Below are 15,665 nucleotides of genomic sequence, written 5' to 3' on the forward strand. Positions count from 1 at the left end.
TATGGTGTCGGTCCACTATGTGGGCGATGAACGCGAACCCGTGATCACAATGAATCATGCCACCGGCATCGCCGATTTGCTGGTCGACTATGCTGCGACGCGCTCGCGCTTCGCACCCGCCGCGTCGGTCGGCAGCGGCTATCCCGGCCTGCTCGGACCTGCGCCGACCCAGTATATCGATCGCATGGTGCAACAGGTCCTGCCGCTGATCGCCGAGCATTTCGGCACGGGACCCGTCAGGCCGGTACGTGCCCGCGGCAATTTCTCGCTGGTGACGACCGATCCTGCCGACCTGGCCCCCGCACAATGTGTCCCGCACGTCGATACTGCCGACCGTCTGCAGTTCGCGACGGTGCATTATCTGTGCGACGCGCGGCACGGTGGCACGGGATTCTTCCGCCATCGCGCCACGGGGTTCGAGACCGTGGATTCATCGCGGATCGCGCCGTATCAGGACCGGCGCGACGCGGAGCTGACGGAGGGTCCGCCGCGCTATCCGGGCGCGGTCGACGATCCGCTATTCGATCTCATCCACGCCTGCGCCGCAATGCCCGACCGGCTCATCCTCTACCGCGCGGCGTTGTTGCATTCGGGGCTGATCGACACCGTCGCCGTCGATGCGGCGGATCCCCGCCGTGGCCGGTTGACGGGCAATCTGTTCCTCCAGTGTCGTCTCGTGGCATGACCGACCGCGCGCTCCGCAGCATCGCGATCATCGGCGGGGGCACCGCGGGCTGGATGGCGGCGGCGGCGTTGGCGCATGTGCTCGGCACGCGCAACGTCGCGATAACGCTGGTCGAATCCGAGGAGATCGGCACGGTCGGCGTCGGCGAAGCGACCATTCCGCCGATCCAGGCGTTCAACGCGCTGCTCGGTATCGACGAGGACGCCTTCGTCGCCGCGACGATGGGCAGCTTCAAGCTCGGTATCGAGTTCGTCGACTGGTTGCGCCCAGGCGCGTGCTATTTCCACCCGTTCGGCGTCTATGGCACCGACGTCGGCGCGGTGCCGTTCGAGGGACTGTGGCACCGCTTGCGGGCCGTGGGCGATGCGGCGTCGCTCGACGCCTATTCGATCTGCGCGGCGGCGGCGCAGGATGGCCGGTTCATGCGACCGCTCACCGATGGCGGCAACACGCCGCTCCACCGGATTGGTTATGCCTATCATTTCGACGCCTCACTCTATGCGCGGTTCCTACGCCGCCATGCGGAGGCGACCGGCGTCGTCCGGCGCGAGGGCCGCGTCGTCGATGTCGCGGTGCGCGGCGCGGACGGCTTCGTCGAGACGGTGACGCTTGCGTCGGGCGAGCGGATTGCGGCGGATCTGTTCGTCGACTGTTCGGGGTTTCGCGCGCTGCTGCTCGGCGAGACGCTTGGCACCGGCTATGAGGACTGGTCGCACTGGCTGCCCAACGACCGCGCGGTCGCGGTGCCGAGCGCGCCGGTCGGGCCGCCGACCCCCTATACGCGGTCGACCGCGCGCGCGGCCGGCTGGCAGTGGCGGATTCCGCTCCAGCACCGCACCGGCAATGGCTATGTCTTCGCCAGCGGTCATCTATCGGAGGACGAGGCGATCGCGACATTGCTCGCCAGTCTCGACGGCGAACCGCTAGCGGAACCCAGGGCGCTGCGGTTCCGGACCGGGCGACGCGACGCCTTCTGGGTCAAGAACTGCGTCGGGCTCGGGCTGTCGAGCGGGTTTCTCGAACCGCTCGAATCGACCAGCATCCACCTGATCCAGGCCGGGATAGCGCGACTCCTCGAAATGCTGCCGACCCGCGATTTCGAGGCGGCGGACATCCGTCGCTACAACAGGCTGATGATCGCGGAGTATGACAGCATCCGTGATTTCATCATCCTGCACTTCCACGCGACGCAGCGTGACGACACACCCTATTGGGACCATGTCCGAACGATGGCGGTACCCGAGACGCTCGCCGAACGGATCCGCATCTATCAGGCGACCGGACGCGTGTTCCGCGAGGCGGACGACCTGTTCACCAAGACGAGCTGGCTCGCGGTGATGGACGGGCAGGGGCTGTGCGCGAACGGGTTCGACCCACTCGCCGCGAGCCTGTCGGCGGACGAGGCGCGCACCCGGCTGGCGCGGATGGCTGCGGTCACCGCGGCCGCGGCGACGCGGATGCCGCCGCACGAGCAATTTATCGCCCGCCACTGCGCGAGATCGATTGCATAGCGGATGGACGGCGATAATGTCAGACAAAATAGGGGTCTGTCGTTTGTGGTATCGGAGGATCGGGTGAGGCGTTCGAACAGTCTGATCGGCACCGCACATTCCCCCCGCGCGCCCGGGACGGCATAGGATGCAGCCGAACCGTCGCGACCTGATCGCAGGGGGCATCGCAACGCTGGCCGCAGGACATGCCTCGACGTCAGCGTCCGCCCGACCGCCAATAGCGGCGTTCACGCCCGGCGCGCTCTGGCCCGACGATCGCGGCGTGCACATCAACGCGCATGGCGGCGGACTGCTGCGGCACGGCGACCGATGGTACTGGTTCGGCGAGCACAAGACCGCGGGCGAGGGCGGCAATGTCGCGCAGGTCGGTGTCCACGTCTACAGCTCGGCCAATCTGTACGACTGGCGCGACGAGGGTATCGCGCTTGCCGTCTCGGACGATCCCACCAGCGAGATCGTCCGCGGGTGCGTGATCGAGCGGCCCAAGGTCCTGCGCGATCCGGTGTCGGGACGGTTCGTGATGTGGTTTCACCTCGAGCTGAAGGGGCAGGGCTATGCCGCGGCTCGCGCGGGGGTTGCGGTCGCCGACCGGGTGACCGGGCCATACCGCTTCCTCCGATCGGGGCGCGTCGATCCGGGGCAGTGGCCGGTCGACGTGACCGCAGCGGACAAAGCCCAGACCGACAGCCATCTCGTCCGCGACCGCCCCGGCGGGCAGATGGCGCGCGACATGACGCTCTTCGTCGATGCCGAAGGCGCCGCCTGGCACGTCTATGCGTCGGAGGAGAACCGCACGCTGCAGGCGGCACGCTTGCGACCCGATCTCACCGCGCATGATGGGCGTTATTGGCGGTTGCTGCCCGGTGGTGCGAATGAGGCACCCGCGATTTTTCGCGCGCGCGGACGCTATTATATGATCACCTCGGGGCTCACCGGCTGGGCGCCCAATCCTGCACGGTCGTTCGTTGCCGATCGAATCGAAGGGCCGTGGACGTCGCTGGGCAATCCGGTGCGCGGCACGCCGGCGCAAGTCGCGACGACCTTTGGCGGGCAGAGCAGTTTCGTCCTGCCGTGTCCGGACACGACCGGCCGCGAGCGGTTCGTGTTCATGGCGGACATCTGGCGTCCGAAGAACGCGATCGACGGTCGGTACGTGTGGCTGCCGATCGAATGGGAGGGCGATCGCCCGATCCTGCACTGGCGCGACCGCTGGTCGCTGGAGACTCTATGATCCGAATTGCTCTGCTGGCTGCCGCCGCGACCGTGCTGACTGCCGCCGATGCGCCTGCGCCGCGTTGGGATGCCGCATCGACGCGCAATCCGTTGCTGCCCGGCTATTTCGCGGATCCCTCGATCGTTCATGACGAGGGGCGCTGGTATATCTTTGCAACGATCGATCCCTGGGGAGACGATCGGCTCGCGCTATGGACCTCGACCAACGGTCGCGACTGGCGCTTCTCGACGCCTGCCTGGCCGACCAAGGCGGCGGCGAGCAGCCCGAGTTCGGGGGATTCCAAAGTCTGGGCGCCCTCGGTCGTCAAGACGCGCGATGGGCGCTGGTTCATGTATGTCTCGGTCGGCAGCGAGATCTGGGTCGGCACCGCACCGTCGCCCGCCGGGCCGTGGCGCGACGCGCATGGCGGCAAGCCGCTAATCGCCAAGGCGTTCGATCCCAGATACCACATGATCGATGCCGAGGCGTTCATCGACGACGATGGCCAGGCCTATCTCTATTGGGGATCGGGCCTGAACTGGACCAACGGGCATTGCTTCGTCGTCAAGCTGAAGCCGGACATGGTCACGTTCGACGGCACGCCGAAGGACGTCACCCCGCCGCAGTATTTCGAGGCGCCGTTCATGGTCCGCGCCGGAAAACACTATGTGCTGACCTACAGCGACGGCAAGACGACCGAGGACACGTACAAGGTCCGGTACGCGATCGGCGACACGCCGTTCGGGCCGTTTCGCGAGGCCGCCAACAGTCCGATCCTGTCGACCGATCGCGCGCATGACGTGATCAGTCCGGGGCATCACGCCATCTTCCGATCGAACGGCCAAGCGTACATCCTGTATCATCGCCAGGGCCTGCCATTCCCACAAGCCGGCGACGCCGTGCTCCGTCAGGTCGCGGTCGACCCGCTGACGATCCACGACGACGGTACGATCGCGACCGTGCTGCCGGGGCAGGGCGGCGCGGTCGCCGGGTTTGCGGCACGGCGCGATGCCGGGCTGCGCTGGACCGCGCGCGGCGCGGGGGCTGACGCGCTCCACGGCCCGGTGCGCGCGGCGGACGACAATTATGCGACACTGTGGCGGCCCAGGCCTGGCGGCCCCGCTACACTGGTCGCCGATCTCGGCACGGCGCGAACGGTGCGCGAGAGCCTCGTGCGGATGGAGTATCCGATCCGTCGCTATGCGCTGTCGATCGAGGCGTCGGCGGATAGCCGGACGTGGCGCCGCGTGGCGCAGACGACGGCGAGCGGATCGCCGATCGTGCTGCATCATGCCGCACCCACCCGCTATCTGCGGCTGACCGTGCCGAGCGGCGCTGGCGTCTGGGAGTGGACGATCCGATGACGCCATAGCGGCGACCGGTGCTGTGCCTTGCGCTCGTCTCGCCTGTAGGCGCAGCGGGCACGCCGGTGGCCAGGGGCGGTCGCCCGCTACGGTTTCACTGCCCGGAATGCCGCGTCACGATGTACGGACCGTCGCCGACTTGGCGACGCGGGTCGATCATTCGTACACGCGCAACGAACCCCCGATGTCCGGCGCCCCCGAGCGCCTCGCCGCCGTCGCGCGACGGCCGCAACGCGCGCGTCGCCGGCCGAGTTGGTGCCGTGGGCCGCGCGCGTGCGCGGCGCACCGACCTGGAGCGCCGAGACGCCAGGAAAGCACCGCGCGTCGCGGCCTCACCGGCGCCGATCACCGCGGTGATTTTCCGCCCGCGCGCTTGGTTACCGACGCCAGCGGCAGAACGACCTTTGCGGCCCCGCCGATGATGAGATCGGGCAGCGCGGTCGGGTCGGTCAAGGCGATCGTGAGCGCGTAGCTGCCATCGAGCCGGTCGATCACCTCGGCGATCATCGCGCGTTTCGGGTCGACGCTGAACAGCGCACCCTTGCCGGGACCGGTCAGGTTCCCGCGCTGATCGACCGGGCGCACCTGGACCGATATGCAGCGGCCACGCGGACAGGCGTTGAAACTTCCTGCGCCGATCGTCGTGTTTGCCAGCGTCGTTGCGGCATCGATCGCGACACCGACATAGCGATCGGTCGTGTAAATTCGCTGGAACGGGCCGTTGAGCGGCGTCTTGGCGTCCACCATGAAGGTGACGCGGTACACCCCCTCGAACGGCGCGGGCGTTTGCGCGGTGTAGACGCCGCGGGTGGTTTCCTTTAGCGGCACCTTCAACTGGCCGTTGACCGCGGTGGCGGCGACGATGCCCTTGTCGCCTGCCGCGAACATCGCTGCCGCTTTCGCGCCCGCCAGGCTGACCGGGTCACGCTCCTTCCTGCCTTGCGGTCGGACCGGCGATTTCGACAGGATCGTTCCGAGGCTGGCGGTGGGGCCGCCGATCAGCGCGTAGACCGATCCCGCCGCGAGTTTGCTGACGGGGCGGCCAGCCTCAGTCAGCCTAGCGGTCAGGCGCAGCGGCTTGCCAATGCCGGGAGCCGGCTGGTCGACCTTGAAGTCCGAGGCGAGCGTCGCGTTGTCGCCCAGTACGAACAGGCTGTGGTTCAGCGCGGGTCCCTGCTGACCGCCGGCAACGAAGCCCAGCGACCAGTCGCCGGCGGGCTTCACGCATTGGCGCCGATCGTTGCAGAAGGGCGCGCGCAGAGTCATTACGAGATGATCCTTTCCGCGCGCGAGGACGACGTTGCGATCGCGCAAGGGGTCGAAGTCGATACCGTCTTTGCTGATCTTGAGGTCTGACGGCATGGTGTCGCCCCCCGGCGACGACCAATTGAGCAGTAGCGTCACTGCCCCGTCCTGCGCGCTGGTGCGGAACGGGATCGACACGCCATTGCCCAGTCGGCGCAGGACGGTCGGGTTGGCGATCCGCGAGCGCGCGCGCGCTGCACCGTGCGTGATCGAAATGAGCTCCAGCTTGTCGCCGACCAACGTCTTGTCGAGCACCTGGAGAAAGAAAGTGATCAGATCTGCAGGCGTTTTGAGGGTCGCGGGCGATCCCATCAGGCCACCGCAGCCATTATCCGCGATCTGCTGGAGCGTCGTCGTGCCGCCGGGGCCGGCGGGATCGTCGGTGCGCAGCCTGAAGGGGCACAGCGACACCGGTGCCATGCCAACCCATGGCGTCCCGAACGGCAGGTTCTGGGTGGGATTGATCAGCAACTGCGTGCCGTCGGATGTCAGGAACGGCGCGGTATTCTGTTCTCCGTCGGTAAACAGCAGGACGGTGTTTTGATGTGCCGCGGCGTTACTCAGCAGCGGGGCCTTGAGATTTTCGACCCCTGCGCCAATCGACGTGCTGCCGCCGGGGGCACGCGCGCCGATAGCACCGAGCGCGGCGTCCAGGGTGATCGTATTCATCCCCGCGAGACCGCCGGTATTGCTGGCGGTGGAGTCGAAGAAGACGACGCCGAGTTCGTCGCCCGGTGTCGCATAGGCCTTGGCGACATTAGCCATCTGCGCGGCCGCATCGTTGAGAATGTTCCACCGGCGGCACGCCGGCACCGGCGAGAAAAAGGCGCCGCAGCCCGGATCGCCTGCCGGCTTGGCCGACCAGTCCATGCTGCCCGATTTGTCGAAGACGAGGGCGAGGCGCGCCGGATTGCGGCCGACGTTCGGTATCGGCTTCGCACCGGCGAATGCGGTGTCGCTGTCAAACGGGAGGACGGTGAACCCCGGCACCGCGCCCTGAACGCCGGTGATCGAGTAGTGGATCTCATCGCTGCGCTGTAGCAGGCCGAAATGATGGATCTGCACCATGTCGCCAGCGCCGCCGAACGTCCGGAAGAAGCATTTGCCGCTGGTCGCTGGGGAGAGGATTTGCGCAACGGGGCTGTACGTGCAGGTGATGTCGGCAGCGGGGAGACCGCGCGGGCGAAGCTTGACCACGGCGCCGGTCGAATCGAGCGGCAGTGCCAGTGCGTCGTCGGGTATATATTGTACCCTGATCCCGCCCTTGCCCCCCGAGGGAACCGCCTGGCGTATGTCGAGATCCTCATACCCGCTGCTGTCGGCCTTGAGCTTGGGCGCCGAGCTGCTCAATTGGTCGAGGGTCGGCGTCACGGTCTGGGCGAGCGCGGGGACGGACACGCTGGCGAGCAGCGTGAGGAGCAAGGTGCGAGTCAGGATCACGGCATTTCTCCCTGGAGAATGGATTGACGAGCAGTTGAGACGCTACGTTCGAACTTGGCAGGTCAGATCTTGGTGACGAACGAGACTTGGCGCACGGCATTGCCATCTTGGTAGAACACGCTGGCGTTGCCGCTATCGACCGCAAGATTGGGATAGCGCGGAGACCCTGTCTCGCTGACCATCGGCCGCGCCTCGCCGAGCAACCCCGCCTCGCTGGTGCGACCGATCAGCTGGGTGCCGCCGCCGGGCGCGGTCAGCGCATAGGCAAGCCACAATCGTCCGGGCGCGATGAAACCGGCGGCAAAGTCGCGCACTGCACTGGCGGGCATAGTCGCGAGGCTCGTCCACGTGGCCGGCCATGCGCCGCCAGCAGACGTCTTCGACAGGATCGACAGGGTCCCGCCCGCCTGTTCGAAGAGCAGGATCTGCGGACCCGGCACGATCGCGACGCGGGCCTGCGCATCGGTGCTGGTGCCGACCACCGTCAGGCTGTTGGCGCCAGCGCCCGGCAGGAAGTTCTGGGTGAACACCGTCGGCGTGGCCGGTGTGGCGGGATTTTGTCCGACCCAGGCGATCTGCGTGCTGTTGTCCGACAGCCGCATCGCGACCACGCCGATGTTGAGGTCGGGACTGCCGACCTCCAGCGGCGCGCCCCAGCGGGTTGCAGGCGGCGCGCCGGGGTCGAAGCGTCGGCTGAACAGTTTGGCCGTCCCCGCCTGTCCGGTATAGAATATGCGCCGAAAGCCCGCATCCTCGTGGACGATCGCCATGCTGGTGACGTTCAACACGCCGGTGAACTGAAACTCGTCCTCGGCCGGCGTCACGGTGCCGTTGGCCAACACCTTCGCGCGCGACAGGAAGCGATCCACGCCCGCGACGCGCACCCAGTAGAGGAAGGTCCCGTCAGGCGCCGGCGCGGTGGTCGGCAGGTTGAACGGCCCCCCGGTCAATCGCGTGACCGGTACGGTGATCGAGGGCCGGTCGCGCAGCACGCCGTTGAGCACGTCGCGCAGCGAGAAGGCGAGCTTTGGCGTGCCCGTACCATCGACCGCATAGCCCGGCCCGAACACGTCGCCGGTCAGTTGCTCAAGATCGCGTCGCGACGATACCTGCAGGCCGGTGCGGCGGGCCTCCCCCAGCGTCTGGTCGGTCAGTTCCTGCAGCGCGGTGCGCGTGACCTGCGCGAGCATCGCATAGCTGTGGCCGGGCCGGAAATCGGGATCGCCCGATTGCGGGACGCCGGATCCGCCCGCGGGAGTGCGGACCCGCACCACCCATTCGCGGCGCAATCGCGAACAGCTCTCGGTGCCAAGCCCGGCGAGGATCAGCGTCGCGTCCTCGGCGGCGGTGACGAGCCGCTCCCATACGTCGAGATAGATCGAGAGCGGCGTGGTGCCGGGTACGATCGCGACGATCGCCGGGACGCCCCAGCGCGCCGCCAGTGCCGCCGCGCCCGGCTGGCTCGCGTGGAGCGGCTGGGCGGTGAACAGCGTGTCGGCGACGATGAACGCCTCGAGCCCGTCGACGAACATCCGCCCCGCGGCCATCGGCGCCGCACCGCCGCCCGCCATGATCCGAAAATCGACTCTGCTGCCGGCGCCGCCGATCCCACCGATCCGGAAGCCGTCATTGCCGAGCGGAATGCCGTCGCCGACGAACCAGCGCACGAACGCGCGCAGTTCGAAGCGGCGTATGTCCTCGCTCTCGTTCCAGTCTGCGTCGACCAGCGGGACGCCCTGCGCCAGGCGTACCGAGACATAACGGCGGAGCGGATCGAAGCTGTTGGGCGAGATGACGGCCATGCGCGTTTCCTTTGCCGATACGGATCAAAACAGGAGCCAGATGGTGCGTTCGAGCGTGCTGACCGGATCTTTGGCGATCACCGGGTGGCGGACGAGATTGACGAGCAGGCGCGCGCCACCGAGCGTGGCCATCAGCCCGAACTCGCGCAGATTGGCGGCGACATGGTGCGCGTCGGGCCAGGGCGGCACCGCGGGGCCGATCGTCGCCTTGATCTGCAGACGATTAGTCGGCGCCGCGGAGACGATGTCGCCGTTGAGGAAATCCATCGCCAGCGCCGGCCCGGTGACGAGGAAGGGGGCGGGATCGGCGAGCGCGATCTCCGCCTCGGTCGGTGCGGGCGGTGGCGTCGCGTCCCAAGTGGGAACGCCACCACCGATCGCCAGCGCGCCGATCGGCAGCGCCGCCGGGCTGCCGCGCATATAGCTTGCGAGCAGCAGGCGGGTGCCGGTGACGACGACGTTCGACCGCCAATCGCTCTGCCAGGTCACGGTGCCGTCGGGCGCGCGCAGCACGTCGCGATAGCGGCCGGACGGTAGCGGGATGGGCGTGGCGTGCATCGGGTAGACCCTTATGTGATGGTGGCGCGGTGTCCGGGTGGCGGTGTGTTCGAATGGGGCGGGCTAGCGTGGCGGCGGAAAGAAGCTGCGGCGGCGCAGCGTCGGCAGGACGAGCGGGTCGGCCGACACGTCGCCCGCGGTATTGGTGCGCAGCACCAGCCAGTCGGGGAGCACCGCGCCGCTGGTATCGCCGGGCAGGCCGATCCGGTCGACGAACGCCATGTCGTCGAGGAAGCTGTCGGTGATGAAGCCGTTGGCGAACACGAACTCTTCGGGTGCGGTCGGATCTAGGATCAGCACCGCGCGCATATTTACCGGCAGAAACTCGTGGAGCAGCTGCTGCAAGCGGAGCGCGGCGTCGGCGGTGATCGATCGTCCGTTCGAGCCGCGCGAGAGATACAGCCCGATCGTGCCGCGGGTATAAAAGTCGTTGGCGGCCAGCGGCGGCTCGCCGTCGAGCACGGGGCGATGCGGCGTGTAGCTGAGCAAGTCGTCCCAATGCTGGCGGCGGCCATTGCGCGCCGCGTCGTCCGCCCGCACCGTCGTCGTCCCGCTAGTGCGCCGCTGCGTCGCGGCGATGACGGCGGGCATGGCCGCGATCCTGGCGGCACCGGCGAACAGCGGCGAGACGTCGCCCGGCGTAAACCCCGCATCAGCGCGGTGCAACAGCGTCAGCCCGGCGGTCGCGGGCGCACCGACCGGCGCGGGCAGGGTGACCGGCACCGGCGCGCTGCGATGGACCACGCCGGTCATGATCGGCGTCGGTCCGCCCGGGGTCAGCGCAGCGTCGAGCACGACCTCGGCGAGCCCGACGCCACCGCCGCGATCGGTCGAGAAGAACAGTCGCGCACCGCCGGTCGCCAGCGGCAACAGCGCGGGGTCGCGATCCGCCGCGCGTCCCCCCACCGGCGGCGTTGTCGCATCGCGTGTCGCGGTCCAGCTGCCCGTGACGGGGTCGAAACGCTTGAGGCGCAGCCGCCGCTGGTCGGCGGCCGGATCGGCGATGGCGGTTTGCGACCAGGCGAGCAGGTGCGCGCCATTGGCCTCGGTCGCCAGCACAGGCTCGCGCGCGGCGGGTTCGTCGACCAGTATGACCGTCGCCGATCGCGCGGGCTCGATGCGCGCGACCGCGTTGCTCGGCAGGCCGTTTGTCGTGGTCACGCGCCGTACGATGTCGCCGTCGATCATCACGGCGCCCGCGGCGGTCGCGGCCCAGGCGGTGGCGCCGTCGGTCGAAATCGCGGTCGCCGGGCCGACGCCGTCGAGCGTCGACCAGTTGCGCCACCCGGTCGCGTCGCGACGCCAGACTCCGGTTGCCGCCGCCACCCACAGCGTACCGTCGGTGTCGCCAATCGCGACATCGCGCAGGTCGGTGGCCAGTGCGGCGGCCAGTGCGGCGGGGGCATCGACGGTGGTGAACCGGGCGCCGTCGGCGCTGTGGCTCAGCCCGGCGGCGGTGGCGATCCACAGCGATCCGGCACGATCGAACGCCAGCCCGCGGACGTCGAGCGAGGGCAGGCCGGCGGCAAGCCCGACCGCCGACCAAAGGCCTGCGGGGTTGCGCCGTGCGAGACCGGCAGGCGTGGCGATCCAGACCGCCGCATCGGGTGCCAGCACGACCGCACGAATATCGTCGGCGGGGAGGCCGTCGGCGATCCGGAACGTTGCCGGCGCACTGCCGGGGACCACCTGCGTCAGTCCGGTCGCGGTCGCCACCCACAGCGCGCCGTCGGGGGCCAGCGCAAGCCGTCGCGTGTCGTTGCCGGCCAACCCCGCGACCGCGTCGATCACCTGCCAGCTGCCATCGGGTCGCCGTCGCGCGACCCCCGCGTTGGTCGCGAGCCACATCTGCCCGGTGGCGTCGATCACCGCATGGCGCACCGCCGCGCCGGGCACGCCCTGGGCGACGCCGAACGGCGTAACGCTACCGTCTTCGCCGCGCCGTGCGAGGCCGGCGTTCGTGGCGATCAGCGTCGCCCCGGGAATCGTGGCCGCACCGGCGATCCGCCATGCGTCGGTAAAGCCGCTCCACGCGAGGCGGATCGTGCCATCGGCGCTCGCCGCAGCGGTCAGGTCGCGCGCCATGTTCGCGCGGGCCAGGGCGTGCGGGACCGCGAGAGTCAGCCGAGGGTCCCAATCGCCCTGTGCGAGGGGCAATTCGGCGAGCCCGAGCCGCCGCGCGCCGGTCGATCCCGCAAGGTCGATCGACAAGCGCGCCCGTGGCCCCCGCGCGACGGAGGTGAGAAGCAGCGAGCCGTCGGGCGCGCTCGACGCGCTGGCGCCGGTCAGCTGCGCGTTGACCGCGGCGACCAGTTCGGCGGCGGACGCCTTTCCCGGATCGGCGAAATCAGCCGCGCGGACGATGAAGTCCTCGCTGCCCCCCGCCGTGACGAGCCGGAGGCGACCGCCGACGACGAGCGCCATCGGCGCGGCACGACGGCCGGCCAGCCGTGCCGGGGTCGGCTCGGCGGCGGTGGCGAGCGCGGTATCGATCCGGGCATCAGGCGTGCCAGCGTCCGTGATCCAGGCGATCAGCATGCGCCCGTCGGGCAACGGCGCTGCGGCGGGATGGCGAACGTCGGCGGGGACCGGCAGTCGCGCCGCGCCGTACCATCGGCCATAGGCAAACGCCTTGGCGACAATTCCGCCGACGCGGTCCGCGACCGGGGTGGGATCGCTCCCGGTCGCGGGATCAACAGTCGCGGGATCGACGGTCGCTGCGGCATCGTGCAGGATCAGGTGGACCCGGCCCGACCGATCGGTCGCGACCGCCGCCCGCTCCGCCGCGGCGCCGACGAGCGAGAGCAGGTCCGCGTCGGGATGCCGCACCCGCAGCCGCGCATCGGTGCCGCGACTACGGCTCCGCAACCGCAGTCGGCCGCTGACGTCGCTCGCCTCGATCTCGGTGGTAGCGGCGCCGATCCGCGCCGCGAGGTGCGCTGCAGTCAGCGCAGCCAGGTCGCCACCGCCTTCGCCACCATCCGCAAGGCGAAGGACGAGCGCCGCGCCACGATCGACCTCGATCGTCAGTTGCGCGCCCGCAAACAGCGTATAGGGCCCCGGTGCCGCCGTCAGTTCGGCCGCGAGCGTGCCGAGCCCGGCGGCATCGTCATTGCCTACACCAAAGCCCAGCGTTTCGCCGATGTCGAGCGGCGAGCGCCAGCCGCCGGCGCGTTCGACCGCGGCGAACAGCGGTGGCCGTGGCGGATCGTTGGCGCGCGCGATGAACTGCGCGAACTCGGCGACCCGCGTCGTCCAGCCGGTGTAGCGCTGGACGATTGCGCGATAGCTGGTGATCGACCCCAGGGACCGATAGAGCCGCGGTGCAGCCTTCAGTTCGTTGCGCGCGAGCGGCACCGCGTCGGTGTCACCCAGCCGCCAGCCGAGCCATTCGGCGAGCAGCGGCAGATGTCGCGCATCGACCGCGTCGACATCGCGAAGCGACCAAAGGCCTTCCGCCGAACTGCGCATTGCATCGAGCGCGGCACCGAACGGATCGAGGAAGCGCCGCAACTGCCCTGCCATCGCAGCGCGGCCGGGCTGGCCGACCGACGCCTCGGGAATCGTTGCCGATTCGATCGTCGGCTGGCGCAACGTAACGTCGCGCTGACGATGCGCGGCGGGCAGCATGTCGTAGAGCGTGCGGTTCAGCCCGAACGGCGCGGCGGGCATGCCGGTCGCCCGCAGCCGCATGCCATCGCCGGCCGGATCGGTGTATCTCAGCTCGTAATAATAAGTGATGCCGGGCGCCAGCGACAGCGGCGTGTCGCCACCGTCGACGATCGCGACGTGGCGCGATACCGGCCGGCCATCCGCCGCGATCCGCGTGGTGAGGATGCGCCGTTGCCATTCGATTCCGGGGGGCGTGCGCGCGATCGAGATTGCCTCGATCCGACGCCGCTCGGGCCCGTCGATCTCCTCGCGATCGGGCAGGTCGAGGATCGCGATGCCGGGTCCGGGCACGCCGGGGAAGGTGGCGCTGTCATAGACCAGATACGGGTCGGGCACCGTGGTGACGCCGAATTCCCAGTCGCGCGTCTTGCGGCGCAGCACGAGCCGCGGTGCGTCGGCGAGCGTTTCCCCCGCGTCGGGCGTCAGCGTCCACCCTACGCGCAGCCGCCGCGCGACCAGATCGGGCTCGACGCGGAAGCCCTCGATTCTCATGCTAGCGCTCCGACCCGGACATCGGTGACCAGCCGATCGAGGACCGGGATCTCATACGCGCCGAGCGTAATGCGGCTTGCCGGCGTCATGCGACCAACGAGGGCGCGACGGATCGAGTCGGGCAGCAGGTTGAGGGCGGGGAGGCCGGCGCGGCGCAGTTCGTCCTCGACGGGCAGGTCGGCGGTGTCTGCGGTTGCCAGCCGGGCAAACCGGGTGATGCTGGCCGCGACGACGCCAGGCACCGCCTCGACCAGCGCATAGAGATCACCCTGATACAGCGTCTGGCCGAAGCCGACCGCCGCAAATGCGAAATAGCCGCTGGCTGCGTCGATCACCCGCTGGCGGACGGTGTCGGCGTGAAAGCGCGGATCGACTTCGGCGGCGAGCGCGAGTTCGATCGGCGCGCGCTCCGCGTCGAGTATGCGGACCAGCGTACCCGCCATCCGCTTGTCCTCGAAAAAGTCGAGCAGGCGCGCGCGCAGGTCTTCGGGCAGCGGTTCCAGCGTGTCGCCTTGGGGCGCGACGACGACTTCGATCAGGTTCCAGCTTCGGCTGCGCGCCTTGACCTTGGCGACGCCCCCCGCGCGCAATGCCTGCGCCTCGTAATCGTCCAGCGTCACCGCACGTCGGTTCGATCGATAGACCGCGGGGCCGAGCCGGGCGCCGCTCGCCGCATCCTCGGCATCGGTGCCGCCCGCCGCGGCGATCGGGTTGGAGACGGCGACGAGCAGCGGGATCGCGGTCTTCGCGCGGGCGATCGCACCAGCCGCGACGTTCCCTACCGCGCCGCCGCCGACCCGGAAGGTCGCCCTCACGCCGTTGCTGCCCGGTGGTGGAATGCGCCCGAACTGACCGTCGCCGGTGCCGATCCGCGCGTGGCCCGCATCGCCGAACGTCAGCGTGTAATCACGCGCGTCGGCGGGGGCCAATACCAGCCGGCCGGCGGCGTCCTCGCTGTAGAGGAAGCTGTCGCGTCGATCCCAGCGCACCCAGCCGCCGCCCTCGTCGATCTCGACCGTCAACGTCTCCGCGAGCAACGGCGCCCGGTCGATCGTGAACTGCTGGTTGGGTTCGCCGGTCGAGCTGCCGATCACGATCTGCGTTTCGGCGCCGGCCTGGACGACGGGCAGCCGCACGCTCGCCCGCTCGGTATTGGGGCGCACCGATTGCGCGGGCGCCGCCTGATCGGAACGCAGGTCGATGCCCAGCGTCGGGCCGAGATAGCTGAAGTCGATCGTCGTATCGCCGACGCCCACAGCGGTGAATAGCGCACCCGATGCGATCGTCGTCGCCGCTGGCGCGAGCGTCGGAAATTCGAAGGTGAGCAGCAGGTCGGCGCGTGCTGGCGCGGGCGGGGCGAGTTCGTAGCCGATCAGCCGGAGCAGCTGGACCAGGCTGCGCCGTTCGACCGCGGTGCCGGGAAACATCTCGCTGGCGATGCGATCCTGATAATACAGGACGATGTCGCCCATATAGGCGAACATGTCGACCAGCAGGATGCCGACGTCCGACGGAGTATGGTCGGTCCACTCCGGGATCCGGAAGCGCGCCAGATCGAGCATCGCGCGGCGCAGGGACTGATAGTCCTTGTTGGTGTAATCGATCGCGGGGCGGGTGGACATG

At 69.2% G+C, this 15,665-nt stretch carries 9 protein-coding genes; 4 read left to right on the forward strand and 5 right to left on the reverse strand.

The genetic code is table 11. The features are described from left to right. Position 1: 1 nt before the first annotated feature. The 4 genes from ASE88_RS11550 (at position 2) to ASE88_RS11565 (ending at position 4,773) form a co-directional block, all read left to right on the forward strand. On the forward strand, positions 2 to 685 hold the full coding sequence (locus ASE88_RS11550; protein WP_056478218.1) for a DUF6445 family protein: 684 nt from the start codon (positions 2 to 4) through the stop codon (positions 683 to 685). Then, the gene (locus ASE88_RS11555) at positions 682 to 2,196 is read left to right on the forward strand and encodes a tryptophan halogenase family protein (protein ID WP_056478220.1); all 1,515 of its coding nucleotides are present in this window, start codon (positions 682 to 684) and stop codon (positions 2,194 to 2,196) included. Before ASE88_RS11550 ends, ASE88_RS11555 begins: the two co-directional genes overlap by 4 nt. 127 nt (positions 2,197 to 2,323) lie before the next feature. Beyond that, the gene (locus ASE88_RS11560) at positions 2,324 to 3,427 is read left to right on the forward strand and encodes a glycoside hydrolase family 43 protein (protein ID WP_082463152.1); all 1,104 of its coding nucleotides are present in this window, start codon (positions 2,324 to 2,326) and stop codon (positions 3,425 to 3,427) included. Beyond that, positions 3,424 to 4,773: a family 43 glycosylhydrolase gene (locus ASE88_RS11565; protein WP_056478222.1), complete on the forward strand. Its 1,350-nt coding sequence runs from the start codon at positions 3,424 to 3,426 to the stop codon at positions 4,771 to 4,773. The genes ASE88_RS11560 and ASE88_RS11565 overlap by 4 nt, the downstream gene beginning before the upstream one ends. 345 nt (positions 4,774 to 5,118) lie before the next feature. Here ASE88_RS11565 and ASE88_RS11570 read toward each other — a convergent pair whose 3' ends face one another. The 5 genes from ASE88_RS11570 to ASE88_RS11590 form a co-directional block, all read right to left on the reverse strand. Next, positions 5,119 to 7,518 carry a VWA domain-containing protein gene (locus ASE88_RS11570; RefSeq protein ID WP_056478224.1) on the reverse strand — a complete coding sequence of 800 codons (2,400 nt, stop codon included), beginning with the start codon at positions 7,516 to 7,518 and terminating at the stop codon, positions 5,119 to 5,121. 62 nt (positions 7,519 to 7,580) lie between these two features. Continuing rightward, a complete protein-coding gene (locus ASE88_RS11575; RefSeq protein ID WP_056478226.1) occupies positions 7,581 to 9,320 on the reverse strand; it encodes a DUF6519 domain-containing protein in 1,740 nt (579 codons plus the stop codon). A gap of 24 nt (positions 9,321 to 9,344) precedes the next feature. Then, positions 9,345 to 9,878 (reverse strand): hypothetical protein, encoded by a 534-nt coding sequence (locus tag ASE88_RS11580; protein ID WP_056478228.1) that lies wholly within the window; start codon positions 9,876 to 9,878, stop codon positions 9,345 to 9,347. A 63-nt stretch (positions 9,879 to 9,941) separates the two neighbouring features. Continuing rightward, complete coding sequence (locus tag ASE88_RS11585; RefSeq protein WP_056478230.1) at positions 9,942 to 14,042, reverse strand: phage tail protein; 4,101 nt, start codon at positions 14,040 to 14,042, stop codon at positions 9,942 to 9,944. After that, a complete protein-coding gene (locus ASE88_RS11590) occupies positions 14,039 to 15,664 on the reverse strand; it encodes a baseplate J/gp47 family protein (protein WP_056478232.1) in 1,626 nt (541 codons plus the stop codon). The genes ASE88_RS11585 and ASE88_RS11590 overlap by 4 nt, the downstream gene beginning before the upstream one ends. Between the last annotated feature and the right edge of the window lies 1 nt (position 15,665).

The sequence above is a fragment of the Sphingomonas sp. Leaf38 genome, from assembly GCF_001421825.1.
GTDB lineage: Bacteria > Pseudomonadota > Alphaproteobacteria > Sphingomonadales > Sphingomonadaceae > Sphingomonas.